The 26,942-nt window shown below is 64.2% G+C and carries 25 protein-coding genes; 16 read left to right on the forward strand and 9 right to left on the reverse strand.

The annotated features are described in order from the left end of the window. Window positions 1-86: 86 nt before the first annotated feature. Window positions 87-1,580 carry a polyphosphate:AMP phosphotransferase gene (pap, locus tag APH28_RS10220; RefSeq protein WP_060508991.1) on the reverse strand — a complete coding sequence of 498 codons (1,494 nt, stop codon included), beginning with the start codon at window positions 1,578-1,580 and terminating at the stop codon, window positions 87-89. A 106-nt stretch (window positions 1,581-1,686) separates the two neighbouring features. On the opposite strand from pap, the gene mnmC reads away from it, so the two are divergent. From mnmC to APH28_RS10245, 5 genes are all read left to right on the forward strand, one after another. Next, entirely contained in the window at window positions 1,687-3,654 is a 1,968-nt protein-coding gene (mnmC, locus tag APH28_RS10225) for a bifunctional tRNA (5-methylaminomethyl-2-thiouridine)(34)-methyltransferase MnmD/FAD-dependent 5-carboxymethylaminomethyl-2-thiouridine(34) oxidoreductase MnmC (RefSeq protein WP_060508993.1), read from the forward strand. 136 nt (window positions 3,655-3,790) lie between these two features. Further along, window positions 3,791-5,578: an N-acetylglutaminylglutamine amidotransferase gene (locus APH28_RS10230; RefSeq protein ID WP_060508995.1), complete on the forward strand. Its 1,788-nt coding sequence runs from the start codon at window positions 3,791-3,793 to the stop codon at window positions 5,576-5,578. 3 nt (window positions 5,579-5,581) lie between these two features. Further along, the gene (gene ngg / locus APH28_RS10235) at window positions 5,582-7,327 is read left to right on the forward strand and encodes an N-acetylglutaminylglutamine synthetase (protein ID WP_060508997.1); all 1,746 of its coding nucleotides are present in this window, start codon (window positions 5,582-5,584) and stop codon (window positions 7,325-7,327) included. A 109-nt stretch (window positions 7,328-7,436) separates the two neighbouring features. After that, window positions 7,437-8,621: an osmoprotectant NAGGN system M42 family peptidase gene (locus APH28_RS10240; RefSeq protein WP_060509000.1), complete on the forward strand. Its 1,185-nt coding sequence runs from the start codon at window positions 7,437-7,439 to the stop codon at window positions 8,619-8,621. 55 nt (window positions 8,622-8,676) lie between these two features. Continuing rightward, the gene (locus APH28_RS10245) at window positions 8,677-8,904 is read left to right on the forward strand and encodes a YheU family protein (RefSeq protein ID WP_060509002.1); all 228 of its coding nucleotides are present in this window, start codon (window positions 8,677-8,679) and stop codon (window positions 8,902-8,904) included. 51 nt (window positions 8,905-8,955) lie between these two features. On the opposite strand, the gene csrA is transcribed toward APH28_RS10245, so the two are convergent. Then, window positions 8,956-9,144 carry a carbon storage regulator CsrA gene (csrA, locus tag APH28_RS10250; protein ID WP_060509004.1) on the reverse strand — a complete coding sequence of 63 codons (189 nt, stop codon included), beginning with the start codon at window positions 9,142-9,144 and terminating at the stop codon, window positions 8,956-8,958. A 128-nt stretch (window positions 9,145-9,272) separates the two neighbouring features. Continuing rightward, entirely contained in the window at window positions 9,273-10,082 is an 810-nt protein-coding gene (locus tag APH28_RS10255; protein ID WP_060509006.1) for an SDR family oxidoreductase, read from the reverse strand. Window positions 10,083-10,286: 204 nt separating this feature from the next. Here APH28_RS10255 and APH28_RS28035 point away from each other — a divergent pair, with 204 nt between their 5' ends. Beyond that, a complete protein-coding gene (locus APH28_RS28035) occupies window positions 10,287-10,439 on the forward strand; it encodes a DUF3309 family protein (RefSeq protein WP_012271016.1) in 153 nt (50 codons plus the stop codon). 54 nt (window positions 10,440-10,493) lie between these two features. Here the strand turns inward: APH28_RS28035 and APH28_RS10260 are convergent, their stop codons facing one another. The 3 genes from APH28_RS10260 to APH28_RS10270 form a co-directional block, all read right to left on the reverse strand. Then, on the reverse strand, window positions 10,494-12,158 hold the full coding sequence (locus APH28_RS10260; protein WP_060509008.1) for a cation acetate symporter: 1,665 nt from the start codon (window positions 12,156-12,158) through the stop codon (window positions 10,494-10,496). Next, the gene (locus tag APH28_RS10265; RefSeq protein WP_060509010.1) at window positions 12,155-12,466 is read right to left on the reverse strand and encodes a DUF485 domain-containing protein; all 312 of its coding nucleotides are present in this window, start codon (window positions 12,464-12,466) and stop codon (window positions 12,155-12,157) included. The genes APH28_RS10260 and APH28_RS10265 overlap by 4 nt, the downstream gene beginning before the upstream one ends. 244 nt (window positions 12,467-12,710) lie before the next feature. Beyond that, window positions 12,711-13,571 carry a glycine betaine ABC transporter substrate-binding protein gene (locus APH28_RS10270; protein ID WP_060509012.1) on the reverse strand — a complete coding sequence of 287 codons (861 nt, stop codon included), beginning with the start codon at window positions 13,569-13,571 and terminating at the stop codon, window positions 12,711-12,713. 196 nt (window positions 13,572-13,767) lie between these two features. Between APH28_RS10270 and APH28_RS10275 the strand changes: the two genes are divergently transcribed. Beyond that, complete coding sequence (locus APH28_RS10275; RefSeq protein ID WP_060509014.1) at window positions 13,768-15,330, forward strand: hypothetical protein; 1,563 nt, start codon at window positions 13,768-13,770, stop codon at window positions 15,328-15,330. 25 nt (window positions 15,331-15,355) lie between these two features. On the opposite strand, the gene APH28_RS10280 is transcribed toward APH28_RS10275, so the two are convergent. Beyond that, on the reverse strand, window positions 15,356-15,724 hold the full coding sequence (locus APH28_RS10280; RefSeq protein ID WP_060509016.1) for a hypothetical protein: 369 nt from the start codon (window positions 15,722-15,724) through the stop codon (window positions 15,356-15,358). A gap of 189 nt (window positions 15,725-15,913) precedes the next feature. Between APH28_RS10280 and APH28_RS10285 the strand changes: the two genes are divergently transcribed. Beyond that, window positions 15,914-17,212, forward strand: a complete 1,299-nt coding sequence (locus APH28_RS10285; protein WP_060509018.1) for a serine/threonine protein kinase — start codon at window positions 15,914-15,916, stop codon at window positions 17,210-17,212. Window positions 17,213-17,288: 76 nt separating this feature from the next. After that, a complete protein-coding gene (locus APH28_RS10290) occupies window positions 17,289-18,032 on the forward strand; it encodes a VacJ family lipoprotein (RefSeq protein WP_060509059.1) in 744 nt (247 codons plus the stop codon). A gap of 12 nt (window positions 18,033-18,044) precedes the next feature. Here the strand turns inward: APH28_RS10290 and APH28_RS10295 are convergent, their stop codons facing one another. Both APH28_RS10295 and APH28_RS10300 read right to left on the reverse strand, forming a co-directional pair. Continuing rightward, window positions 18,045-19,193: a patatin-like phospholipase family protein gene (locus APH28_RS10295; RefSeq protein ID WP_060509019.1), complete on the reverse strand. Its 1,149-nt coding sequence runs from the start codon at window positions 19,191-19,193 to the stop codon at window positions 18,045-18,047. A 64-nt stretch (window positions 19,194-19,257) separates the two neighbouring features. Then, a complete protein-coding gene (locus APH28_RS10300) occupies window positions 19,258-20,193 on the reverse strand; it encodes a lipid A biosynthesis lauroyl acyltransferase (RefSeq protein ID WP_060509021.1) in 936 nt (311 codons plus the stop codon). Between the two features lie 111 nt (window positions 20,194-20,304). Between APH28_RS10300 and minC the strand changes: the two genes are divergently transcribed. The 7 genes from minC (at window position 20,305) to APH28_RS10330 (ending at window position 26,939) form a co-directional block, all read left to right on the forward strand. Then, complete coding sequence (minC, locus tag APH28_RS10305; protein WP_060509023.1) at window positions 20,305-21,075, forward strand: septum site-determining protein MinC; 771 nt, start codon at window positions 20,305-20,307, stop codon at window positions 21,073-21,075. A 100-nt stretch (window positions 21,076-21,175) separates the two neighbouring features. Beyond that, window positions 21,176-21,988: a septum site-determining protein MinD gene (gene minD, locus APH28_RS10310; RefSeq protein WP_054893840.1), complete on the forward strand. Its 813-nt coding sequence runs from the start codon at window positions 21,176-21,178 to the stop codon at window positions 21,986-21,988. A 3-nt stretch (window positions 21,989-21,991) separates the two neighbouring features. Continuing rightward, window positions 21,992-22,246 carry a cell division topological specificity factor MinE gene (gene minE, locus APH28_RS10315; RefSeq protein WP_003252572.1) on the forward strand — a complete coding sequence of 85 codons (255 nt, stop codon included), beginning with the start codon at window positions 21,992-21,994 and terminating at the stop codon, window positions 22,244-22,246. A gap of 152 nt (window positions 22,247-22,398) precedes the next feature. Then, window positions 22,399-23,034 (forward strand): RluA family pseudouridine synthase, encoded by a 636-nt coding sequence (locus tag APH28_RS10320; RefSeq protein ID WP_060509026.1) that lies wholly within the window; start codon window positions 22,399-22,401, stop codon window positions 23,032-23,034. Window positions 23,035-23,078: 44 nt separating this feature from the next. Continuing rightward, entirely contained in the window at window positions 23,079-24,368 is a 1,290-nt protein-coding gene (locus APH28_RS10325; protein WP_060509028.1) for a M18 family aminopeptidase, read from the forward strand. 205 nt (window positions 24,369-24,573) lie between these two features. After that, a complete protein-coding gene (locus APH28_RS28845) occupies window positions 24,574-24,741 on the forward strand; it encodes a hypothetical protein (RefSeq protein ID WP_177334254.1) in 168 nt (55 codons plus the stop codon). Between the two features lie 44 nt (window positions 24,742-24,785). Next, on the forward strand, window positions 24,786-26,939 hold the full coding sequence (locus tag APH28_RS10330; RefSeq protein ID WP_060509030.1) for a mechanosensitive ion channel family protein: 2,154 nt from the start codon (window positions 24,786-24,788) through the stop codon (window positions 26,937-26,939). The last annotated feature ends 3 nt before the right edge of the window (window positions 26,940-26,942 follow it).

The raw sequence follows: 26,942 nt of genomic DNA on the forward strand, positions 1-26,942 counted from the left end.
ACCGAATTCTAAGGGCTTGAAGCTCCGGGCCGGAGGAAAATGCCCGGAAATAAATTCACCGGGTCATTCCCTAATGGCATGCCTGGTCATTTCTTGTGCTTGGCAAATGCCGCCTCGATGGCCTCGTTGATGGTGCGCAGCACCTTCACCCGCGCCCAGCGCTTGTCGTTGGCTTCGACCAGGGTCCAGGGCGCGATCTCGCTGCTGGTGCGGTCGACCATGTCGCCCACGGCCTGGGTGTAGTCGTCCCACTTGTCGCGGTTGCGCCAGTCGTCTTCGGTGATCTTGTAGCGCTTGAACGGGATCTGCTCACGCTCTTCAAAGCGCTCCAGCTGGGTCTGCTGGTCGATCGCCAGCCAGAACTTGACCACCACCACACCGGCATTCACCAGCTGCTCTTCGAAATCGTTGATTTCGCTGTAGGCGCGCATCCAGTCGGCCGGGCTGCAGAAGCCCTCCACCCGCTCCACCAGCACCCGGCCGTACCAAGAGCGGTCGAAGATGGTGAATTTGCCGCGTGCCGGGATGTGCCGCCAGAAGCGCCACAGGTAAGGCTGCGCGCGTTCCTCTTCGGTGGGCGCGGCAATCGGCACAATGCGGTACTGGCGCGGGTCCAGCGCGGCCGCCACGCGGCGGATGGCTCCGCCCTTGCCGGCAGCGTCGTTGCCCTCGAACACCGCCACCAGGGCATGCCGACGCATGCGCTTGTCACGCAGCAGGCCGGCCAGGCGGGCTTGCTCGGTGACCAGTTGTTCCTGATAGTCGCGCTTGTCCAGGCTCAAGGTCATGTCCAGGGCGCCGAGCAGGCTGCGCTGGTCGATGCTCCGGCCCAGCGGGGCGACGTTGCCCTGGTGCTTGCCCTTGGGGTTGTTGGCCAGCGCCGCCTGCAGGCTCTCCAGCAGGATGCGCCCCACCGCCAGGCTGCGGTAGTTCGGGTCAACGCCTTCGACGATATGCCAAGGCGCGTAGTCGCGGCTGGTGCGGCGCAGCACGCGTTCGCCGAAACGCACGAAACGGTCGTAGGTTTCCGATTGCTGCCAGTCCAGGGGGCTGATCTTCCAGCTGTGCAATGGGTCGTCCTTGAGCGATTTCAGGCGCGCCTTCATCTGCTTCTTGGACAGGTGGAACCAGAACTTGATGATCAGTGCGCCTTCGTCGCAGAGCATCTGCTCAAGCCGTTCGGCGCCGGTGATGGCTTGGTCGAGCACAGCGTCCTTGAACTGGCCATGGACCCGCCCCTGAAGCATCTGGCTGTACCAGTTGCCGAAGAACACACCCATCCGCCCTTTGGGCGGCAGCGCCCGCCAGTAGCGCCAGGCCGGTGGCCGGGCCAGCTCTTCGTCGGTCTGATGGTCGAAGGTGAGCACGTCGATCATGCGCGGGTCCATCCACTCGTTGAGCAGCTTGACCGTCTCGCCCTTGCCGGCGCCTTCGATGCCATTGATCAGCACGATCACCGGGAACCGCGCCTGCTGCTTGAGTTCGTACTGAGCCTCCAGCAGGGCCTCGCGCAACGCGGGGACTTCTGCGTCATAGGTTTCCTTGTCGATGCTGTGACCGATTTCTGCGGATTCGAACATGCACTGGCTCCTTCATTGGATAAGCAAGACTAGCGGATTTGCGTTGTGCCTGTGCAAACCCAACAGATGACATAAAATCCGCACATCCGCTGCAACCGAGCCAACCATGTCCACCCTCCTTCAGCACGCCCAGATCGACTGGGACGACCAGGGCCGCCCCCACTCGCGGCAGTACGACGACGTCTACTTTTCAAAAAACGAAGGCACCGACGAAACCCGCTACGTATTCCTTGAGCAGACCCGCCTGGCGCAGCGCTTCGCCGACCTGGCGCCAAACGGCTGCCTGGTGATCGGCGAGACCGGCTTCGGCACCGGCATGAACTTCTTCTGCGCCTGGCAGCTGTTCGCCGAACAGGCCCATGCCGATGCGCGCCTGCATTTCATCAGTGTCGAGAAATACCCGCTCGGCCATGCCGACATGGCCCGCGCCATGCGCCTGTGGCCGGAGATGGCGGCCTTCACCGAGCCGTTCCTTGCGCAGTACGTGGCGGTTCACCCCGGCTTCCAGCAGTTCAGCTTCGACAACGGCCGGGTCACCCTGACTCTGCTGATCGGTGACGTACTGGAGCAGCTGCCGCAGCTCGACGCCAGCATCGACGTGTGGTTCCTCGACGGCTTCGCCCCCGCGAAGAACCCCGACATGTGGACCCCCGAGCTGTTCGCACAACTGGCTCGGCTGGCACACCCCGGTACCGCACTGGGCACCTTCACTACCACCGGCTGGGTCCGTCGTGGCCTGATCGATGCCGGATTCACCATGAAAAAGATCCCAGGCATCGGCAAGAAGTGGGAGGTGATGAGCGGCGAATACACCGGGCATTCATCGGCAACCATCGCCGCGCCCTGGTACGCTCGCCCTGCTCCCGTGGCCGGCCCGCGTCAGGCACTGGTGATCGGTGCCGGCCTGGCGGGCAGCGCCAGTGCTGCCAGCTTGGCCGCACGCGGCTGGCAGGTGACGGTACTGGAGCGTCACGCGGCCCCCGCGCAGGAAGCTTCGGGCAATCCGCAAGGCGTGCTGTACCTGAAGTTGTCAGCCCATGGCACCGCCCTGTCGCAGATGATTCTGGCCGGTTTCGGTTACACCCGACGCCAGCTCGAACGGTTGCAGCGTGGCCGCGATTGGGACGCTTGCGGCGTGCTCCAGCTGGCCTTCGACAGCAAAGAAGGCGAGCGCCAGGCCAAGCTTGCCGGAGCCTTCGACAGCAGCCTGCTACAGGTGCTGGAGCAGGCCGAAGCCGAAGCGATTGCCGGGGTGGCGCTGCCAGCGGGCGGCCTGTTCTACCCGGAAGGTGGCTGGGTGCACCCGCCCGCCCTGTGCCAGGCGCAGCTGCAGCACCCGAACATTCGCGTTCAGCTGCACCAGAATGTGGCCGAACTGCGCAAGGCCGACGGCCTGTGGCAGGCCTGGGATGGCGAGCGCTTGCTGGCCAGTGCGCCACTGGTGGTACTGGCCGGGGCCGCCGATGTGCGCCGTTTCGAGCCTTGCACGCAGCTACCGCTCAAGCGCATTCGCGGGCAGATCACCCGGCTGCCAGCCACCGACGCCAGCCGTGCATTGCGCACCGTGGTCTGTGCCGATGGCTACGTCGCACCACCCCGGGGTGATGAGCACACCTTGGGCGCCAGTTTCGACTTCAACAGCGACGACCTGACACCGACGACGGCCGAACACCAGGGCAACCTGGCGTTGCTGGACGAGATTTCCACCGACTTGGCCTCGCGCCTGGGGGCACAGGCACTCGACGCCGGGCAGCTGCAGGGGCGAGCGGCGTTTCGTTGCACCAGCCCGGATTACCTGCCGATTGTCGGCCCGGTGGCTGACCCTGCGTTGTTTGCCGGGGCTTATGCCGTGCTTGGCAAGGATGCGCGGCAGGTGCCGGAGGTGGAGTGCCCGTGGCTGGACGGGTTGTATGTGAACAGTGGGCATGGCTCGCGCGGGCTGATCACGGCGCCATTGAGTGGCGAGCTGATTGCCGCCTGGGCCAGTGGCGAACCGTTGCCGTTGCCACGAGCAGTGACCGAGGCCTGCCACCCGAATCGCTTCATGCTGCGCAGGCTGATTCGAGGGAAGTGAAAGGCTGGGGCGAATGCGCGATCCCGTTGCATATAACAGATCGATCTAAAACTCCCACAAACCACACAGGTCAGTTCCTTACAGGGTGCCCTAATCCGGGGCACTCATTCCCCAACGGAAAAACCGGTAAGGACCTATGTGCGGATTAGCTGGAGAGTTGCGATTCACCCCCATCAACCAGGCCCCTCGCCCAGCCGACCTGGCTGCGGTAGAGCGTATCACCCATCACCTGGCGCCCCGCGGCCCAGATGCGTGGGGCTTCCATAGCCAGGGCCCGATCGCCCTCGGCCATCGGCGGCTGAAGATCATGGACCTGTCCGACGGTTCGGCGCAGCCGATGGTCGACAACACCCTAGGCCTGTCGCTGGCCTTCAACGGCGCCATCTACAACTTCCCCGAACTGCGCCAGGAACTGCAGGACCTGGGCTACAGCTTCTGGTCCGACGGCGACACCGAAGTGTTGCTCAAGGGCTACCACGCCTGGGGCGCAGCCTTGCTGCCCAAGCTCAACGGCATGTTCGCCCTGGCCATCTGGGAGCGCGACAACCAGCGCCTGTTCCTGGCCCGCGATCGCCTGGGCGTCAAGCCGCTGTATCTGTCGCGCAACGGCGAGCGCCTGCGCTTCGCCTCGACCCTGCCGGCGCTGCTCAAGGGTGGCGACATCGACCCGATGATCGACCCTGTGGCGCTCAACCACTACCTGAACTTCCATGCCGTGGTGCCGGCGCCACGCACGTTGCTGGCCAATGTGCAGAAGCTCGAGCCTGGCACCTGGATGCGCGTCGACCGCCACGGTGAAGTCGAGCGCCAGACCTGGTGGCAGCTGCACTACGGCCCCAACCCGGACGAGCGCGAACTCGACCTGGAAGGCTGGACCACCCGCGTGCTCGACGCCACCCGCGATGCTGTGGCGATCCGCCAGCGCGCCGCCGTGGACGTCGGTGTACTGCTGTCTGGCGGTGTCGACTCCAGCCTGCTGGTCGGCCTGCTGCGCGACGTCGGCGTCGACGACCTGTCGACCTTCTCCATCGGCTTCGAGGATGCCGGGGGCGAGCGCGGTGACGAGTTCCAATATTCCGACCTGATCGCCAAGCACTACGGCACCCGCCACCATCAGCTGCGCATCGCCGAGCACGAGATCATCGAGCAGTTGCCAGCGGCGTTCCGCGCCATGAGCGAGCCGATGGTCAGCCACGACTGCATCGCCTTCTACCTGCTGTCGCGTGAAGTGGCCAAGCATTGCAAGGGCGTGCAGAGCGGCCAAGGCGCTGACGAACTGTTCGCCGGTTACCACTGGTACCCGAAGGTGGACGGCGCCGACGATGCCTTCGCCGCCTACCGCGAGGCCTTCTTCGACCGCAGCCATGACGAGTACCGCGACACGGTCCAGGCCCCCTGGCTGCTGGAGACCGACGCCGCCGGAGATTTCGTCCGCGAGCACTTCGCCCGGCCCGGCGCTCCCGATGCCGTGGACAAGGCCTTGCGCCTGGACAGCACGGTGATGCTGGTCGATGACCCGGTCAAACGGGTCGACAACATGACCATGGCCTGGGGGCTGGAGGCGCGCACGCCGTTCCTCGACTACCGCCTGGTCGAGCTGTCGGCACGCATCCCGGCACGTTTCAAGCTGCCCGACGGTGGCAAGCAGGTGCTCAAGCAGGCCGCACGGCGCGTGATTCCCCACGAGGTGATCGACCGCAAGAAAGGCTACTTCCCGGTGCCCGGCCTCAAGCACCTGGAAGGCGCGACCCTGGGCTGGGTACGCGACCTGCTGACCGACCCGAGCCAGGACCGTGGCCTGTTCAACCCGGCCATGCTCGACCGCTTGCTGAGCAATCCGCACGGCCAGCTCACCCCGCTGCGCGGCTCCAAGCTGTGGCAGCTGGCGGCCCTTAACCTGTGGCTCAGCGAACAAGGACTCTGACCGATGAAAGCCCACGAAATCGCTTACGGTCAGCGCCTGCTGCGCGGCCAGGCGCCGTCCTATGAGCGCCTGCAGGCGCGCCTGGCCGGCGACGGCAGCGAACCCCACGACCAGCCGCGGGCCTTGCACTGTGGCTGGGGCCGCCTGCTGATCGGCCACACTTACCCGGACCCCGCCAGCCTGGCCGCTGCCCTGCAAGACGAGCACCCCGGCGAACGCGACATCGCCCTGTACGTAGCGGCACCCCAGCAATTGCTGGCGCAGGCCCCGCAGCAACTGTTTCTCGACCCCTCCGACACTTTGCGCCTGTGGTTCACCGACTACCGCCCGGCGCAACGGGTGTTCCGCGGCTTCCGCGTGCGGCGGGCGCAGAACCCTGGCGACTGGCAGGCAATCAACACCCTGTACCAGGCCCGTGGCATGCTGCCGGTCGACCCCGATCTGGTCACCCCGCGCCATCTTGGCGGCCCGGTGTACTGGCTGGCCGAGGATGAAGACAGCGGCGCGGTGATCGGCAGCGTCATGGGCCTGAACCACAGCAAGGCGTTCGACGACCCGGAACACGGCAGCAGCCTGTGGTGCCTGGCGGTGGACCCGCAGTGCACCCGCCCGGGCGTTGGCGAAGTGCTAGTGCGCCACCTGGTCGAGCACTTCATGAGCCGAGGCCTGGCGTACCTGGACCTGTCGGTGCTGCATGACAACCGCCAAGCCAAGCGCCTGTACGAGAAACTCGGTTTCCGCAACCTGCCGACCTTCGCGGTCAAGCGCAAGAACGGCATCAATCAACAGCTGTTTCTCGGCCCGGGGCCTGAAGCCAAGCTCAACCCGTACGCCCGCATCATCGTCGATGAGGCTTTGCGCCGAGGTATCGAGGTCCAGGTCGAGGATGCTGCTGCCGGCCTGTTCACCCTCAGCCTGGGCGGGCGCCGCATCCGTTGCCGCGAGTCGCTGAGCGACCTGACCAGCGCCGTGACCATGACCCTGTGCCAGGACAAGCGCCTGACCCAGCAAGCCCTGCAAAACGCCGGGCTACAAGTGCCAGCGCAGCAGCTGGCCGGCAATGCCGACGACAACCTGGCGTTCCTCGACGAGCATGGCGCCGTGGTGGTCAAGCCGGTGGACGGCGAGCAAGGTCAGGGCGTCGCAGTCAATCTCACCACCATCGAGGAAGTGACGCAGGCCGTGGAAAACGCCCGCCGCTTCGACAGCCGCGTGCTGCTGGAGAGTTTCCATGCCGGGAGCGATCTGCGCATCCTGGTGATCGGCTATGAGGTGGTAGCGGCGGCGATTCGACACCCTGCTCAGGTGATCGGAGATGGCAAGCACAGCATTCGGCAACTGATCGAGGCGCAGAGCCGGCGGCGCCAGGCGGCCACCGGTGGCGAAAGCCGCATACCCCTGGACGACGAAACCGAACGCACCCTGCATGACGAGGGCCTGGGCTACGACGATGTGCTGCCGGCCGGCCAGCGCCTGGCGGTACGGCGCACGGCCAACCTGCATACCGGCGGTATCCTGGAAGACGTCACCGAGCGCCTGCACCCGGTGCTGGCCGACGCTGCAGTACGGGCGGCGCGCGCGCTGGAGATCCCGGTGGTAGGCCTGGACTTCATGGTTCGCGATGCCGAGCAGCCGGACTACGTGATCATTGAAGCCAACGAGCGCGCCGGGTTGGCCAACCACGAACCGCAGCCGACGGCTGAGCGGTTTGTCGACCTGCTGTTCCCGCATAGCCGGGCTTTGGCGTAACACAGTGATGGCCCTTTCGCGGGGCAAGCCCGCTCCTACAGGGGCATGCGATCTCCTGTAGAAGCGGGCTAGCCCCGCGAAAGGGCCATCACAGGAAAGAGAGGACCCCATGACCGACCGACTCCCCGAACCCGATCTTGATTACATGAAGCGCGTCCTGCTGGAGATGCTCGCCATCCCCAGCCCGACCGGTTTCACGGACACCATCGTGCGCTACGTGGCCGAACGCCTGGATGAACTGGGCATTCCCTATGAACTGACCCGTCGCGGCACCATCCGCGCCACCCTCAAGGGCCGGCAGAGTTCGCCCGACCGCGCCGTCTCGGCTCACCTCGACACCATCGGCGCCAGCGTGCGCCAGTTGCAGGACAACGGCCGCCTGGCGCTGGCCCCGGTGGGCTGCTGGTCGAGCCGCTTCGCCGAGGGCAGCCGGGTCAGCGTGTTCACCGACACCGGCGTTTTTCGCGGCAGCGTGCTGCCGCTGATGGCCAGCGGCCACGCCTTCAACACTGCGATCGACCAGATGCCGATCAGCTGGGAACACGTCGAGGTGCGCCTGGACGCCTACTGCACCACCCGCGCCGATTGTGAGGCGCTAGGGGTTGCCATCGGTGACTTCGTGGCCTTCGACCCGCTGCCGGAGTTCACCGAAAGCGGCCACATCAGCGCCCGCCACCTGGACGACAAGGCCGGCGTGGCAGCCCTGCTGGCGGCACTCAAGGCCGTGGTAGAAAGCGGCCGCCAGCCGCTGATCGACTGCCACCCGCTGTTCACCATCACCGAAGAAACCGGCTCTGGCGCTGCTGGCGCGCTACCCTGGGATGTCAGCGAATTCGTCGGCATCGACATCGCCCCCGTCGCCCCTGGCCAGGCCTCCAGCGAGCATACGGTCAGCGTGGCCATGCAGGACTCTTCCGGGCCGTATGACTACCACCTGTCACGCCACCTGCTGAAGCTGGCCGGCGATCAGGATGTGCCGGTGCGCCGTGACCTGTTCCGCTACTACTTCAGCGACGCGCACTCGGCCGTGACCGCCGGGCATGACATCCGCACCGCACTGGTTGCCTTCGGCTGCGATGCCACCCATGGCTATGAGCGTACCCATATCGACAGCCTGGCCGCACTCAGCCGCCTGCTCTCGGCCTACCTGCTCAGCCCGCCGGTGTTCGCCAGCGACTCGCAACCGGCCAATGCCTCACTGGAGCGCTTCAGTCACCAGCTGGAGCACGATGCGCAGATGGAAAGCGAAACTCGGGTGCCAGCGGTTGACAGCCTGGTAGGAAACAAAAGCTGAGCGCGGTGGAATCGCGTAGCATGCAGGTATTCATGAACAAGACTGTGCGCCGCCCATGCTGATCCCCTACGACCAACTGCAAGCCGAAACCCTGACCCGCCTGATCGAGGACTTCGTCACCCGCGACGGCACCGACAACGGCGACGACACCCCGCTGGAAACCCGGGTACTGCGGGTGCGTCAGGCGTTGGCCAAGGGCCAGGCGCTCATCCTGTTCGACCCGGAAAGCCAGCAATGCCAGTTGCTGGCCAAGCATGATGTGCCGCGCGAGCTGCGCGACTGACAGGTCCGGCCTCTTCGCGGCTATAGTCGCGAAGAGGCCGGCACAGGCCGATCAGGGCTGTTCAGCCTTGCGCGCCTGCGCTGCCCTGATGCGCCGATAGACCTCGGCACGGTGCACCGGCACCTTGCGCGGCGCATCCACGCCAAACCGCACCACGCCATTGCGCGTTTCCACGACCTTGACCCGAATATCGTCACCAATGGTGATGACTTCACCGATTTCACGCGTGATCACCAACATGCTCCGGCCCTCTCGCTACAGGAAAAGACCGCAGAGTGCTTGGGGATATTCCTCTGGACAATACTTCACCTGCAATTCAGAACGAGCCTACAGGGGCGGGTAACTTCTCCTACAGACAGCTCCTACAATCAACGCGGCTGCGCCTTGGCCCGCATCTTTACCGCCATGTCCGCCATCTCGTCGTAGAGCCGCTCCGGCGCCTGCCGTTTGAGCTGCCAGGCCTGGCGCCCGGCCTCATGGGGCAGGATCAGGAACTCACCTGCCGCAACGTGCTGGTGGATGTAGTCGGCGATATCTGCCGCGCTGATTGGCGAGCCTTCCAGCAGCTTGCCGACCTGGGCCTTCATCGCCGGGTTCGGGCCGCGGAACGAGTCGAGCAGGTTGGTCTGGAAGAACGACGGACACACACAGTGCACCGCCACTTCAAGCTGGCGCAGCTCCACCAGCAGGCTCTCCGACAGCGCCAGCACCCCGGCCTTGGCCACGTTGTAGTTGCTCATGCCCGGCCCCTGCATCAGCGCCGCCATGGAGGCGACATTGATGATGCGCCCCTTGCTGCGCTCGAGCTGCGGCAGGAAGGCCTTGCAGCCCTTGACCACGCCCATCAGGTTGACCGCGATCTGCCAGTCCCAGTCTTCCAGCGACAACTCGGCGAAGAAGCCGCCCGAGGCGACGCCGGCATTATTGACGATCACATCGATGCCGCCGAACTTCTCTTCACAGGCCTGGGCCAGGGCGGTGAGCTGGCTGTAGTCGCGCACGTCGCAGCGCTGGACAAAGCCCTCGCCACCTGCCGCCTGTACCAAAACCAAGGTTTCGCGCAGGCCCACTTCGTTGACATCGGCCAGTGCCAGGCGCCAGCCCTCGCGCGCCCAGCGCAGGGCGATCTCGCGGCCAAGGCCGGAACCGGCGCCAGTGATCATGATGCGGTTTTGCATGGTGGCACGCCTTGTTCTGACAGGTTGTGCAACGAGTCTAATCAAGGCCTCGATGGCCGGCAGGGTTCATCAGGATAGTGAATGGGCAGGCATGACCGAGTGGTCGGTACTCAAATGGAATCTTTTGCAAGCGGCACCGGTCCGATTTTACAAGAGGCCAGCAGTCCGAGGCCCTTTGACCCTCAACCACGCAAGGACTCCTTCATGACCACGATTCTCATCATCATCCTGATCCTTCTGCTGATTGGTGGCTTACCGGTCTTCCCGCACTCGCGCAGCTGGGGCTATGGCCCATCCGGCATCGTCGGCGTGGTGCTAGTGATTTTGTTGGTGCTATTGCTGCTAGGCATGATCTAGCCGCCGTAAATGAAAAAACCGCGCCAAGGCGCGGTTTTTTCATTTACGGTCGGATCAGTGCGAAACCGCCCCGCTAGCCCCCAGACCAGTCTGCGAACGGACAAACTGCGGGAAGAACTTGGCGCGTTCGTCATCCGCTGCCTTGGACTTGTCGGTGATCGAGAAGAACCAGATGCCGACGAAGGCGATGATCATCGAGAACAGCGCGGGGTATTCGTACGGGTAGATGGCTTTTTCGTGACCGAGGATCTGCACCCAGATGGTCGGGCCGAGGATCATCAGCGTCACCGCACTGATCAGGCCCAGCCAGCCGCCAATCATGGCGCCACGGGTGGTCAGCTTCTTCCAGTACATCGAGAGCAGCAGCACCGGGAAGTTGCAGCTGGCGGCGATGGAGAACGCCAGGCCGACCATGAAGGCGATGTTCTGCTTCTCGAACAGGATACCCAGGCCGATCGCCAACACGCCGAGGGCGATGGTGGTGATCTTCGACACGCGGATCTCATCCTTGTCGTTGGCCTTGCCCTTGCGCCAGACGCTGGCGTACAGGTCATGGGACACCGCCGAGGCACCGGCCAGGGTCAAGCCGGCTACCACCGCCAGGATGGTGGCGAAGGCGACGGCCGAGATGAAGCCGAGGAACACGCTGCCACCCACAGCATCGGCCAGGTGCACCGCCGCCATGTTGTTGCCACCGATCAGGGCGCCAGCGGCATCCTTGAACTCAGGGTTGGTGCTGACCAGCAGGATCGCGCCGAAGCCGATGATGAACGTCAGGATGTAGAAGTAGCCGATGAAGCCGGTGGCGTACAGCACGCTTTTGCGGGCTTCTTTGGCGTCACTGACGGTGAAGAAGCGCATCAGGATGTGTGGCAGGCCAGCGGTACCGAACATCAGCGCCAGGCCCAGGGAAAACGCCGAGATCGGGTCTTTCACCAGGCCGCCCGGGCTCATGATCGCCTCGCCTTTGGCGTGCACCTTGATCGCTTCGGCAAACAGCGTATTGAAGTCGAAGCCGACGTGCTTCATCACCATCAGCGCCATGAAGCTGGCACCGGACAGCAGCAGCACCGCCTTGATGATCTGTACCCAGGTGGTAGCCAGCATGCCGCCGAACAACACGTACAGGCACATCAGGATACCCACCAGGATCACCGCGACGTGGTAGTCCAGGCCGAACAGCAGCTCGATCAGCTTGCCCGCGCCAACCATCTGCGCGATCAGGTAGAACGCCACCACCACCAGCGAACCGGAGGCCGACAGGGTGCGGATTTCCTTTTGCCCGAGGCGGTAGGAGGCGACGTCGGCAAAGGTGTACTTGCCGAGGTTGCGCAGGCGTTCGGCAATCAGGAAGAGGATGATCGGCCAGCCGACCAGGAAGCCGATCGAGTAGATCAGGCCATCGTAGCCGGAGGTGAACACCAGCGCGGAAATGCCCAGGAACGAGGCCGCCGACATGTAGTCGCCGGCAATCGCCAGGCCATTTTGAAAGCCCGTGATCTTGCCGCCGGCAGCGTAGTAGTCCGCCGCCGACTTGTTGCGCTTGGAGGCCCAATAGGTGATGCCAAGGGTGAAGGCGACGAAGGCCACGAACATGGCGATCGCCGGGACGTTCAGCGGTTGTTTCTGCACCTCGCCGGTCAGGGCATCGGCGGCCCACACGGCGGGTGCGAAGGCTCCGCAGGCCAGTATGGCCAGGGCTTTGGCGTGGCGAATCATTGTTGCGCCTCCTTCAGGATGGCCTTGTTCAGCTCATCGAACTCGCCGTTGGCGCGGCGCACGTAGATGGCGGTCAGGACGAATGCCGAAACGATCAGGCCGACGCCCAGGGGAATGCCCCAGGTTATCGACGAGCCAGGGCTGAGCTTGGTGCCCAGCAGCTGAGGACCGTAGGCGATCAGGAGGATGAAGGCGCAGTAGAGGCCGAGCATGATCGCCGAGAGAATCCAGGCGAACCGTTCACGTTTGCTGACCAGCTCCTTGAAGCGCGGGCTGTTTTGTATCGAGAGGTAAATGCTGTCGTTCATTGTTTTTGTCCTAGCAGCACGAGTAGGGGATGGAACCCACACCCTTACTTTATGCAGCTGTTGGACGGCAACCAGACGACCTTAGTCTTAGATGCAACGGTGTTTTACCGATTGCGTAACAAACCTTGCGGTCCATTCGCGGGCACGCCCGCTCCCAGAGGGACATCACAAGGCCTGAGGGCAGTGACATACCTGTGGGAGCGGGCGCGCCCGCGAAGCAGCAAAACTGGCCCTAGAAGGGTGGTTACTTGCCAGTCCACTCCTTCACCCGGTCCGGGTGCTTGGCCACCCAGTCCTTGGCCGCCGCCTCAGGCTTGGCACCTTCCTGGATCGCCAGCATCACCTCACCGATCTCATCTTTCGACTGCCACTGGAATTTCTTCAGGAACTCGGCCACTTCCGGCGCCTTGGTGCCCAGTTCCTTGCTGCCGATGCTGTTGACGGTTTCAGCCGCGCCGTACACGCCTTTCGGGTCTTCGAGGAACTTCAGCTTCCACTTGGCGAACATCCAGTGCGGCACCCAGCCAGTCACTGCAATCGACTGCTGCTTCGCATAGGCACGGCCCAGCTCGGCGGTCATTGCCGCGCCGGAACTGGCCTGCAGCTTGTAGCCGGTCAGGTCGTAGTCCTTGATCGCCTGGTCGGTCTTGAGCATCACCCCGGAGCCGGCATCGATACCCACGATCTTCTGCTTGAAACTGCTGTCGGTCTTGAGGTCGGCAATGCTCACGGCCTTGACGTACTCGGGGACGATCAGGCCGATCTTGGCATCCTTGAAGTTCGGGCCGTAGTCGACCACGTTGTCCTTGTTCTTGGTCCAGTATTCACCGTGGGTGACCGGCAGCCAGGCCGAGAGCATGGCGTCGAGCTTGCCGGTGGCCACACCCTGCCACATGATGCCGGTGGCCACGGCCTGCAGCTTCACGTCATAGCCGAGCTTCTGCTTGATCACTTCGGCGGCGACGTTGGTGGTCGCCACACTGTCGGCCCAACCATCCACGTAACCAATGCTGACTTCTTTAGCCATGGCCTGTGCAGCGCCCATGGCCAATACCAGGGCAGTGCCCACACCCAGGAAACGGCGCATTCTTGTAAAAGTTGCCATCAAAGCATCCCCTCGTCAGGTCTTGGAGTTTGCATCATCTTCCTGCAACAAAGCGCGACCTGCTCCCACTGCGACCTGTATCGCGCCATGGGCGACAGCACTGTGCCATTAGCGGCATCGACCTACGCCGGCCTGCGCGATCCTTGCATGCCAAAGGTTTGGCGCCGGGCTACTATCTAACCCTTTGCGCCTGACGATGGACCGCCCGATGCCTGATGCTTCCCGCTTGCTGCCGTTGTACCTGCTCGCCTGCCTGCTCGCCCTGCTCGGGCTGGGGGCGCTCTGGTACGGGCTGGGCAAGCCCGTCGTGCTGCCCGACGCGGCCAGCCCCACCCATAAACTGCAGTGCGCGTCTTACACGCCGTTCGACAAGGATCAGTCACCCTTCGACCAGCCTTTCCGCTTGCGCCCGGCACGCATGGATGCCGACCTGGCGTTGCTGGCCGAGCGGTTCCAGTGCATCCGCACCTATTCGATGACCGGCCTTGAGGCAATCCCGGCGCTGGCGCGCAAGCATGGCCTGAAGGTGATGCTTGGCGCCTGGGTCAACGCAAACCCGGTTGACACCAAGAAGGAAGTGGATGCGCTGATCGCCGCCGCTAACGCCAACCCGGACGTGGTCAGCGCGGTGATCGTCGGCAACGAGGCGCTGTTGCGCAAGGAAGTCACTGGCGAGCAGCTGGCCACGCTGATCAACACCGTAAAAAGCCAGGTCAAGGTACCGGTGACCTATGCCGATGTCTGGGAGTTCTGGCTGCAGCACCCGCAGGTGGCGCCAGCGGTGGACTTTCTGACCATCCACCTGCTGCCCTACTGGGAAGACGAACCGCGCGGCATCGACGATGCCCTGGCCCATGTCGCCGAGGTGCGCCAGGTGTTCGGCAACCGTTTCGCGCCCAAGGATATTTTCATCGGCGAAACCGGCTGGCCCAGCGAAGGCCGCCAGCGCGAAACCGCCGTGCCCAGCCGGGCCAACGAGGCGCGCTTCATTCGCGGCTTCGTCAGCTTGGCCGAGGCCAATGGCTGGCACTACAACCTGATTGAAGCGTTCGACCAGCCGTGGAAGCGTGCCAGCGAGGGCGCTGTGGGTGGCTATTGGGGGCTGTACGATGCCGACCGGCAGGACAAGGGCGTGCTCGAAGGGCCGGTCAGCAACCTGCACTACTGGCCGCAGTGGTTGCTGGCGAGCGTGCTGTTGATGGCGGCCACGCTGCTCATGGCCGGGCGCCCCGCTACACCGCTGACGGCCATGCTGCTGCCGCTGCTGGCCGCATTCGGCGCGGGATGCCTGGGGTTGTGGGGCGAGTTGATGCGCACCCATGCGCGGTTTGCCGGGGAATGGGTGTGGGCGGTGGTGCTGGCCGGGTTGAACCTGCTGGTGCTGATGCATGCAGCCCTTGCCCTGGCCCGGCGTAATGGCTGGCGTGAACGGCTGTTCGGTTATTTGCAGGCTCGGGCGGGTTGGCTGTTGCTCGCGGCCGGTTTTGCAGCGGCGGTGAGCATGCTGGCGATGGTGTTCGACCCGCGCTACCGCAGCTTCCCTAGCGTGGCGCTGGCCTTGCCGGCGGTGGTGTACTTGCTGAGGCCAGTGGCTGCACGGCGAGCGGAGGTGGCGTTGCTGGCCTTCATCGTCGGGGCCGGGGTGTTGCCGCAGCTGTATCGGGAAGGGTTGGAAAACCAGCAGGCTTGGGGGTGGGCGGTGGTCAGTGTGCTGATGACCGCAGCTCTGTGGCGCAGCTTGCGATTGCGTCAGGCTTGAAATACCAGGGCCGCTTTGCGGCCCGTCAGCCCCGGTGCGGTTGCCGAACCAGGCGCAACCCCGCCAGCACCACCACAAACACCGCAATGCTGGCGGTATACAAAACCAGGGCAGGAATGCCGAACACCAGCGCCAATACCGCCAGCCACCAGCCGGCGCGCCCGGCAACCAGCTGCGCGAGCAACGCCAGCGCCAATCCGGCCCAGGCCATGATCTGAAAGTGAATGCCCAACCCCAGCAGCGCACGTGCCTGGCACTGCCAGTGGTCGCCTGGCACTGTGCACAGCCCGACCCACTGTCCGTCTTCCATCAACCCATAGCGCACGCCATAACTGGCCGCGAGCCAAAGCCCCAGAAACATCAGCAGTAGAGCGGCTGGCAATGATCGAGACATCCCATTCTCCAATAGCGGTAATCGAAATCATCCATGATCGCCCAAGCCATGTTGTAAGGCAAAATCACAACCCTGCAGCTATGTTGCAGATAACAAGCACACCAAAGGCCACCGCACCTGGCAACTTTGCCCAGGCAACTGTGGTCCTAGCCTGCGTACTGCACGACCTTGATCCTTCTGGGGGACTACATGCTTCGATCTTGGCGCCTTGCCGCCCTTCTTGGCGGCCTGCTCATGGCTGCGGCCGCTTCGGCGCGGGATATCGACGCCGCGAGCTACGGCTACCCCTTGACCAACCCGTTCGAGGCGACCATCGCCACCACGCCGCCGGATCAACGCCCGACCCTGCTCAGCGACGACGAAATCGACCAGTCCGACTACAGCCTGAACCTGCGCCCGGAGCGCGAGTTCACCCTGCCCGACAACTTCTGGGCCGTGAAGAAGCTCAAGTACCGCCTGGCGCGCCAGGACCACGCGGCACCGCTGATCTTCCTCATCGCCGGTACCGGTGCGCCCTACTCCAGCAGCATCAACGAATACCTCAAAAAGCTGTTCTACCAGGCCGGCTTCCACGTGGTTCAGCTGTCATCGCCGACCAGCTACGACTTCATGAGCGCCGCCTCACGCTTCGCCACCCCCGGCGTCAGCCAGGAAGACGCCGAAGACATGTACCGGGTGATGCAGGCCGTGCGTGCCCAGCACCCGCGCCTGCCGGTTAGTGAGTACTACCTCACTGGCTACAGCCTGGGTGCGCTGGACGCGGCCTTCGTCAGCCACCTCGACGAAACCCGCCGCAGTTTCAACTTCAAGCGCGTGTTGCTGCTCAACCCGCCGGTGAACCTGTACACCTCGATCAACAACCTCGACAAACTGGTGCAGACCCAGGTCAAGGGCATCGACCGCAGCACCACCTTCTATGAGCTGATGCTGGAAAAGCTCACCCGCTACTTCCAGGACAAGGGCTACATCGACCTCAACGACGCCCTGCTGTATGACTTCCAGCAGTCCAAACAGCACCTGTCCAACGAACAGATGGCCATGCTCATCGGCACCTCGTTCCGCTTCTCGGCGGCCGACATCGCCTTCACCTCCGACCTGATCAACCGCCGCGGCCTGATCATTCCGCCGAAATTCCCGATCACCGAAGGCAGCAGCCTGACGCCGTTCTTCAAGCGGGCCCTGCAGTGCGACTTCGATTGCTACATGACCGAGCAGGTGATCCCGATGTGGCGCGCCCGCACCGATGGCAACAGCATCCTGCAACTGGTCAACCAGGTCAGCCTGTATGCCTTGGAAGACTACCTGCACAACAGCGACAAGATCGCCGTGATGCACAACGCCGACGACGTCATCCTCGGCCCCGGTGATATCGGCTTCCTGCGCAAGGTGTTCGGCGATCGCCTGACCCTTTACCCCCATGGAGGCCATTGCGGCAACCTCAATTACCGCGTCAACAGCGACGCCATGCTGGAGTTCTTCCGTGGCTAACCCCTACCTCCTCGCAACCGCGCTGCTAGTCGTCGCCGGCAATGCCCTGGCCGCGGAAACCGCGCCACGGGCCAGCGTGATCGAAGCCGACCCGCAGGTCACTCAAGCGCCGCTGTCACCCGAGGCCGACGGCTTCATCGACCCGCTGCGCGAACTGAAATTCAACCCTGGGCTCGACCAGCGCGAGTTCGAGCGCTCGACCCTCGAAGCGCTGAACGTGTACGACCCGCTGGAGTCGATGAACCGGCGCATCTACCACTTCAACTACCGCCTCGACCAATGGGTGCTGCTGCCACTGGTCAACGGCTACCAGTACGTCACCCCTAGCTTCGTGCGCACTGGAGTGAGCAACTTCTTCAACAACCTGGGTGACGTGCCAAACCTGTTCAACAGCGTGCTGCAGCTCAAGGCCAAGCGCTCGGCGGAAATCACCGCCCGGCTGATGTTCAACACCATCATCGGTGTGGGTGGTTTGTGGGACCCGGCTACCAGCATGGGCCTGCCGCGCCAGAGCGAGGACTTTGGCCAGACATTGGGCTTCTATGGCGTGCCAGAAGGGCCGTACCTGATGCTGCCGGTGCTCGGCCCATCGAACCTGCGCGACACCACCGGGCTGGTGGTGGACTATGCCGGCGAGCAAGCGGTCAATTACCTGAACGTGGCCGAGGCCAGCGAGCATCACCCGGAGATCTTCGCCTTGCGCGTGGTGGACAAGCGCTACACCACCAAATTCCGCTATGGGCAGCTCAACTCGCCGTTCGAGTATGAAAAGGTGCGGTATGTGTATACCCAGGCGCGCAAGCTGCAAATTGCCGAGTAAGCAGGCCCGGCCTTAAATGCCCAGGAACTGGCACAGCTCGCGCTTCTTGGCCAGGGCATCGCGCCGCCCCAGTTCGATCAGCTCGCTGCAATAGCCGGCCTCGAACAGTAAATAGCTCAACACCCCTGCCCCGCTGGTCCGGGTCGCCCCCGGCCCACGCAGGAACAGGCGCAACGCCGCCGGCAACTCGCGCCGGTGCCGCGCGGCGATCTCGTCCAGCGGTTGGCTGGGCGCTACCACCAGCACTTCGATCGGCGCCAACCCCAGGCGCCGTGCATCGAGGTGCGCCGGCAACAGCCGGCTGAGGTGGTTGAGCCGCTGCAACAGTTCGATATCGTCTTCGAGGCTGTCGATGAAAGTGCTGTTGAGCATGTGCGCGCCGATCTGCGCCAGGCTGGGCTGCTGGCCGCTGAACACACGCTGGGTTGGCAACGGCGCCGCCGGGCGCTGCGGGTTGCCGCTGACCCCGACCACCAGCACCCGGCTGGCACCCAGGTGCAGGGCCGGGCTGATCGGTGCCGACTGGCGCACTGCGCCGTCACCGTAGTACTCATCGCCCAGACGCACCGGGGCGAACAGCAGCGGGATCGCCGCGCTGGCCAGCAGGTGGTCGATGGTCAACGGCGTGGGCACGCCGATGCGCCGGTGGCGCAGCCAGGCATCGATGGTGCCGCGGCCCTGGTAGAAGGTCACCGCCTGGCCGCTTTCGTAGCCGAATGCGGTCACGGCGACTGCCCGCAGTTGCTCGGCAGCAATGGAGTGGCCGATGCCATCCAGGTCCAGGTGCGACTGCAGCAGGCCGCGCAGGGGGCTGCTGTCGAGCAAGGCCACCGGCACCTGGCCGCCCAGGCCCAGCAGGCTGTGGCCGACGAAACGGCTGGCCTGGCGCATTACCCCGGGCCAGTCGCTGCGGATGACCAGGCGGCTGCGAAAATTCTGCCAGAAGGTGGTGAGGCGCTGCACGGCGTCGTTGAAGCGGGTGGCGCCACTGGCCAGGGTCACGGCGTTGATGGCGCCCGCCGAAGTACCGACGATGACCGGGAACGGGTTGTGCGCACCGGGCGGCAGCAGCTCGGCGATGCCCGCGAGGACGCCGACCTGATAGGCAGCACGGGCGCCACCGCCAGAGAGGATCAGACCGGTTACCGGGGGTGGTGCCATGGATTGCTTCCTGGATCAGCTGTTTTCAGGCCCGGCCTCTTCGCGGGCACAGGCAACAAACGGCTTAGCGTTTTTTCTTGTCGTACAGCCGAGGCGCACCTTCTGGCCGCGACTTGAAGCGCCGGTGTGCCCACAGGTACTGCTCGGGGCACTCGCGCAACACGCCTTCGACCCACTGGTTGATGCGCAGGCAATCGGCTTCTTCGCTCTCACCAGGGAAGCCCTCCAGCGGCGGGTGGATCACCAGACGATAGCCGCTGCCGTCCTCCAGGCGCTTCTGGGTGAACGGAATCACCTGCGCCTTGCCCAGCCGGGCGAACTTGGTGGTTGCGGTGACCGTGGCCGCCGGGATACCGAACAACGGCACGAAGATGCTCTGCTTGGCGCCGTAGTCCTGGTCCGGTGCGTACCAGATCGCGCGGCCCGAGCGCAGCAGCTTCAGCATGCCGCGCACATCATCACGCTCCACGGCCAGCGAATCCAGGTTGTGCCGCTCACGGCCACTGCGCTGGATGAAGTCGAAAAGCGGGTTGCCATGCTCGCGGTACATGCCGTCGATGGTGTGGGCCTGGCCCAGCAGCGCGGCGCCGATTTCCAGGGTGGTGAAGTGCACCGCCATCAGGATGGCGCCCTGCCCGGCCTGCTGCGCAGCCTGCAGGTGCTCGATGCCCTCGATATGGGCCAGGCGCGCCAGGCGGGCCTTGGGCCACCACCAGCTCATGGCCATTTCGAAAAAGGCGATACCGGTGGAGGCGAAGTTGGCCTTGAGCAGCCGCCGCCGTTCGTCGTCGGACAGCTCCGGGAAACACAGTTCAAGGTTGCGCGCGGCAATGCGCCGGCGCTCGCCGGCCACACGGTACATCAGCGCGCCCAGGGCACTGCCGAGCCACAGCAGGGCACGGTACGGCAACTGCACCACCAGCCACAGCAGGCCCAGGCCCAGCCACAGGCCCCAGAATCGCGGGTGGAGGAAGTAGGGTCGAAAACGCGGGCGTTCCATTGAAGCTTCCGGCAAGACAAAGGCCGAGCATTCTACAACGGATCGGCACCGGTTGCGGCCAACCGGTCTTATCGCTATAAGTCAGGGCACTTTTTTCGCAACAAGCCGTCTATGCAGACCATGAGCCCAAACCACACACCCGATACCGCCTCCGTGTTCCAGCTCAAGGGCAGCATGCTCGCCATCACTGTGCTGGAACTGGGGCGTAACGACCTGGAAGCCCTCGACCGCCAGCTGGCGGCGAAAGTGGCCCAGGCCCCGAATTTCTTCAGCAATACGCCGCTGGTGCTGGCGCTGGACAAGCTGCCGGCCAACGAAGGGGCGATCGACCTGCCTGGGCTGATGCGTATCTGCCGCCACCATGGCCTGCGGACCTTGGCGATCCGTGCCAACCGCATCGAGGACATCGCCGCGGCGATCGCCATCGACCTGCCGGTGCTGCCGCCGTCCGGCGCCCGCGAGCGGCCGCTGGAACCCGAACCCGAGGTAAAGAAGGCCGAGCCCGTCCCTGAGCCGGCCCCGGCTCCGGCGCCAGCCCCCGAACCAGAGGTGCGCCCTACCCGGATCATCACTTCGCCCGTGCGCGGCGGCCAGCAGATCTACGCCCAGGGTGGCGACCTGATCGTCACCGCCTCGGTCAGCCCGGGTGCGGAACTTCTCGCCGATGGCAACATCCATGTGTACGGCGCCATGCGCGGCCGCGCCCTGGCCGGGATCAAAGGCAATACCAAGGCGCGTATCTTCTGCCAGCAGATGACCGCCGAAATGGTCTCGATCGCTGGCCAGTACAAGGTGTGCGAAGACCTGCGCCGCGACCCGCTGTGGGGCGCCGGCGTGCAAGTCAGCCTGTCCGGTGACGTGTTGAACATCACCCGTCTTTAACGGATACTTGCCGTCATTTTTAGAGCAACTTTTTTATCTGTTGCCGTTTTTTTGCATTTTGCTGGGACACGTGTCCCGACTTATTTAGGGGTGAAACACCTTGGCCAAGATTCTCGTCGTTACTTCCGGCAAAGGGGGTGTGGGCAAGACCACCACCAGCGCCGCCATCGGCACCGGCCTCGCACTGCGCGGCCACAAGACTGTCATCGTCGACTTCGACGTGGGCCTGCGTAACCTCGACCTGATCATGGGCTGCGAGCGCCGCGTGGTGTACGACTTCGTCAACGTGGTCAACGGCGAAGCCAACCTGCAACAGGCCCTGATCAAGGACAAGCGCCTCGAGAACCTGTTCGTGCTGGCCGCCAGCCAGACCCGCGACAAGGACGCGCTGACCCAGGAAGGCGTCGAAAAGGTGCTGATGGAGCTGAAAGAACAGTTCGATTACGTCATCTGCGACTCGCCGGCCGGTATCGAGAAAGGCGCGCACCTGGCGATGTACTTCGCCGACGAAGCCATTGTCGTGACCAACCCTGAAGTGTCTTCGGTACGTGACTCGGACCGCATGCTGGGCATCCTGTCGAGCAAGTCGCGCCGTTCCGAGAACGGTGAAGAGCCGATCAAGGAACACCTGCTGATCACCCGTTACCACCCGGAGCGCGTCGAAAAAGGCGAAATGCTCAGCATCGCCGACGTCGAAGAGATCCTGGCGATCAAACTCAAGGGTGTGATCCCCGAGTCGCAGGCCGTGCTCAAGGCCTCCAACCAGGGTATCCCGGTCATCCTCGACGACCAGAGCGATGCCGGCCAGGCGTACAGCGACACGGTCGACCGCCTCCTGGGCAAAGAGAAACCCCTGCGTTTCATCGAAGTGCCGAAGCAAGGATTCTTCGCGCGCCTGTTTGGAGGCAAGTAAACCATGAACCTTTTTGACTTCTTTCGTGGCAGACAGAAACAGACCAGCGCGTCGGTAGCGAAAGAGCGTCTACAGATCATCGTGGCGCATGAGCGCGGCCAGCGCAGCGAACCGGACTACCTGCCGGCGCTGCAGAAAGAACTGCTGGAAGTGATCCGCAAGTATGTGAACATCGGCAACGATGATGTGCATATCGAGCTGGAGAACCAGGGCAGCTGCTCGATTCTGGAGCTGAACATCACCTTGCCTGATCGCTGATCCGGCTAAAAGCTGGGGCTGCGTTGCAGCCCATTCGCGGCACAAGGCCGCTCCTACAGGGGTTACGCGATCCCTGTAGGAGCGGCCTTGTGCCGCGAATGGGCCGCAAAGCGGCCCCCGCTGTTTTCCCCCGATATAACCGAGATCAAGCAATGCCGCTGTCGAATATCCAGATCCTCCATGAAGACGCCGCTGTCCTGGTGATCAACAAACCGACCCTGCTGCTGTCGGTACCCGGCCGCGCCGAGGACAACAAGGACTGCCTGATCACCCGCCTGCAGGAAAACGGCTACCCGGACGCGCTGATCGTGCACCGCCTGGACTGGGAAACCTCCGGCATCATCCTCCTGGCCCGCGATGCCGACAGCCACCGCGAGCTGTCGCGCCAGTTCCACGACCGCGAAACCGAAAAGGCCTACACTGCCTTGTGCTGGGGCCAGCCGGCGCTGGACAGCGGCAGCATCGACCTGCCCCTGCGCTACGACCCGCCAACCAAGCCACGGCACGTGGTGGACCATGAGCAAGGCAAGCATGCACTGACCTTCTGGCGCATCGTCGAGCGCTGCGGGGACCACTGCCGGGTCGAGCTGACGCCGATCACCGGGCGCTCGCACCAGTTGCGCGTGCACATGCTGTCGATCGGCCATCCGCTGCTGGGCGACCGCCTGTATGCCAACCCAGAGGCGCTGGCAGCCCATGAGCGGCTGTGCCTGCATGCCTCGATGTTGAGCTTCACTCACCCGGTCAGCGGCGAGCGTTTGAAGTTCGAGTGCCCTGCCCCCTTCTGAAGGTATCTGCGCTAAACTCGCGCCACTGCTGTCTGGAGTGAGTTATGCGCGAAGCACTGAATACCGGCCTGATCGAATTCCTCAAGGCCTCACCGACGCCTTTCCATGCCACCGCCAGCCTGGCCCAGCGCCTGGAGGCGGCCGGCTACCAGCGCCTGGACGAGCGTGACAGCTGGGCCACGGTGCCGGGCGGGCGCTACTACGTCACCCGCAACGACTCCTCGATCATCGCCATCAAGCTGGGCAAGCAGCCACCGCTGCTCAATGGCATCCGCATGGTCGGCGCGCACACCGACAGCCCGTGCCTGCGGGTCAAGCCGCAGCCCGAGCTGCAGCGCCAGGGCTTCCTGCAACTGGGCGTGGAAGTGTACGGCGGCGCGCTGCTGGCGCCGTGGTTCGACCGTGACCTGTCGCTGGCCGGGCGGGTCACCTTCCGCCGTGACGGCAAGGTCGAAAGCCAGCTGATCGACTTCAAGCTGCCGATCGCGATCATCCCCAACCTGGCGATCCACCTGAACCGTACCGCCAATGAAGGCTGGCAGATCAACCCGCAGAACGAACTGCCGCCGGTTCTGGCCCAGGTGGCCGGTGACGAGCGTATCGACTTCCGCGCCGTGCTCACCGAGCAGCTGGCCCGCGAGCACGACCTCAACGCTGACGTGGTGCTGGATTACGAGCTGAGCTTCTACGATACCCAGGATGCTGCATTGATCGGCCTCAATGGCGACTTCATCGCCGGCGCCCGCCTGGACAACCTGCTGTCGTGCTATGCCGGCCTGCAGGCGCTGCTGGGTGCCGACAGCGACGAGACCTGCGTGCTGGTGTGCAATGACCATGAAGAAGTCGGCAGCTGCTCGGCCTGCGGTGCCGACGGCCCGATGCTTGAACAGACTCTGCAGCGCCTGCTGCCGGACGGCGACGCCTATGTGCGCACCATCCAGCGCTCGCTGATGGTCTCCGCCGACAACGCCCACGGCGTGCACCCCAACTACGCCGACAAGCACGACGGCAACCACGGGCCCAAGCTCAACGCCGGGCCGGTGATCAAGGTCAACAACAACCAGCGCTACGCCACCAACAGCGAAACCGCAGGCTTCTTCCGCCACCTGTGCATGGCCGAGGAAGTGCCGGTGCAGAGCTTCGTGGTACGCAGCGACATGGGCTGTGGCTCGACCATCGGGCCCATTGCCGCCAGTCATCTGGGGGTGCGTACGGTAGACATTGGCTTGCCGACCTTCGCCATGCATTCGATCCGCGAGCTGTGTGGCAGCCATGACCTGGCGCACCTGGTGAAGGTGCTGAGCGCGTTCTACCGCAGCCGCGAGCTGCCGTAAGATCGGGTTAAGCAGGTCCGGCCTCTTCGCGGGTGAACCCGCTCCCACAAGGTCTCCACACGACTCAAATCCTGTGCGGTCCCTGTGGGAGCGGGTTCACCCGCGAAAGGGCCGGACCTGCAAACAACTGCCCGGGATCAATCCCCGTTCTGCCCAACCCGCTATGCTTGTTGTATGGCCCCCCAAAGCAGAAGGATCGCTGCCCATGTCCCCCTTCCTCTCACTGTTCGTGCCGGTGTTCCTGTTCCTGATGCTGCTGACCATCGGCTTCAGCCTGCGCGAACGTAATATCGGCGTGGTAATGATGTGGATCGGCACGCTGGGCATCTTTGGCCTCACCTGCTGGACGATCCTGGAGAAACTGCCGACATAAACCTCTACACTCGGTCCATCGTTTGACCTGAGGTAGATTTCCCGGTGCCAGCCTTTCTGCGTTGCCTAGCCCTGCTGCTGTTCATCTTCATGTCCCCGGTCCAGGCGGCGGGCTTGCCCAGCCTGCTGGGTTCCAGCGCCCCCGCCCAACCCGAAGCCACCGAGCCCTTGGGCAAATCGCTGGATGAGGTGATCAAGAACCTCGAGAACGACCAGCAACGCGCCAAACTGCTGGCCGACCTGAAGAAACTGCGCGACGCCACCAAACAATCGCAACCCACCGTCGAACAAGGTGTTCTAGGCCTGATCGGCGGCGCCCTGCACGACTTCGAACAACAATTCAGCGGTGATTCCAGCCCGTTTTACCGTTGGTCAAAGGAAATCGAACAGGCCCAGGCCGAACTGACCGAACTGATCGTACCGGTGCATCAGTGGCCGGCGATCCTGTTCGGCTTCGCCGCGGTCATCGCGGTGTGGAGCCTGCTGGCCTATGCCTTCAACTGGGTCGGCCACCGCGTGCGGCTGCGCTTCGGCCTGAGCGAGGAACTGCCACAACACCCGCGCACCTGGGACCTGGTGCGCTTTGCCCTGCGCAAGCTCGGGCCGTGGTTGGTGGCATTGATCTTCACCGTCTACCTGAGCTTCGCCCTGCCGCCGTCGCTGGGCAAATCGCTGGCCATGGTGCTGGCCTATGCGCTGGTGGTCGGGACCTGCTTCTCGGCCATCTGCGTGATCGCCTTCTCACTGCTCGACGGCCCTCATCGCCACCGCGCCCTGCACATCCTGCGCCACCAGGCGTTCCGCCCGCTGTGGCTGATCGGCAGCTTCGCCGCCTTTGGCGAGGCCATGAGCGACCCGCGCATGCTGGTGGCCCTGGGTACTCACCTGGCCCATGCCCTGGCGACCCTGGCCAATGTCATCGCGGCGCTGTCGTCCGGGCTGTTCATCCTGCGCTTCCGCCGGCCGATTGCTCACCTGATCCGCAACCAGCCGCTGGCCCGGCGCCTGACCCGGCGCACCCTGAGCGACACCATCGAGATTCTCGGCAGCTTCTGGTTCGTGCCGGCGCTGATCCTGGTGGCCGTGTCGCTGTTCGCCACTTTCATTTCCGCCGGTGACACCAGCACCGCCCTGCGCCAATCACTGATGTGCACCGTGCTGGTGGTGTTGAGCATGGTACTCAATGGCCTGGTACGCCGCCATGCGGCCAACCCCAAACGCGCCAGCAAGCGCCAGGCGGTTTACGCCGAGCGCCTGCGCAACTTCGGCTACCTGCTGGTGCACTTGTTCATCTGGCTGGTGTTCATCGAACTGGGGCTGCGCGTGTGGGGCCTGTCGATGATCAGCTTCGCCGAAGGCGACGGCCATGAAGTGAGCCTGCGCCTGCTGGGCCTGGCCGGCACGCTGATCGTCGCCTGGCTGGTGTGGATCCTCGCCGACACTGCCGTGCACCATGCCCTGGTGCGTTCGCGCCGGGGCCTGGCCAACGCCCGCGCGCAGACCATGATGCCGCTGATCCGCAACGTGATGTTCGTGGTGATCTTCATCATTGCGGTGATCGTCGCCCTGGCCAACATGGGCATGAACGTCACGCCGCTGCTGGCCGGTGCCGGTGTGATCGGCCTGGCCATCGGTTTTGGCGCGCAGTCGCTGGTGGCCGACCTGATCACCGGTTTGTTCATCATCATCGAAGACTCACTGGCCATCGACGACTATGTCGATGTCGGCGGCCACCTGGGCACGGTCGAGGGCCTGACCATCCGTACTGTGCGCCTGCGTGACATCGACGGCATCGTGCATACCATCCCGTTCAGCGAGATCAAGAGCATCAAGAACTACTCCCGCGAGTTCGGCTATGCGATCTTCCGCGTGGCGATTCCGCACAGCATGAACATCGACCAGGCCATCACGCTGATCCGCGAAGTGGGGCAGAAGCTGCGCAACGACCCGCTGATGCGCCGCAACATCTGGTCGCCGCTGGAGTTGCAGGGGGTGGAGAGTTTCGAGTCTGGCTCGGCGATTCTGCGGGCGCGGTTCAAGACCGCACCGATCAAGCAGTGGGAAGTGTCACGGGCATTCAACCTGGCGTTGAAGCGCCAGCTCGATGAGGCCGGGCTGGACCTGGCAACACCGCGCCTGTCGGTGCAGGTGGTGACTGCAGGTGGGGGTGGCATGACAGAGACCGGGGCCTCCCGCTAGGGC

Source organism: Pseudomonas sp. NBRC 111124 (genome assembly GCF_001320245.1).
Taxonomy (GTDB): domain Bacteria; phylum Pseudomonadota; class Gammaproteobacteria; order Pseudomonadales; family Pseudomonadaceae; genus Aquipseudomonas.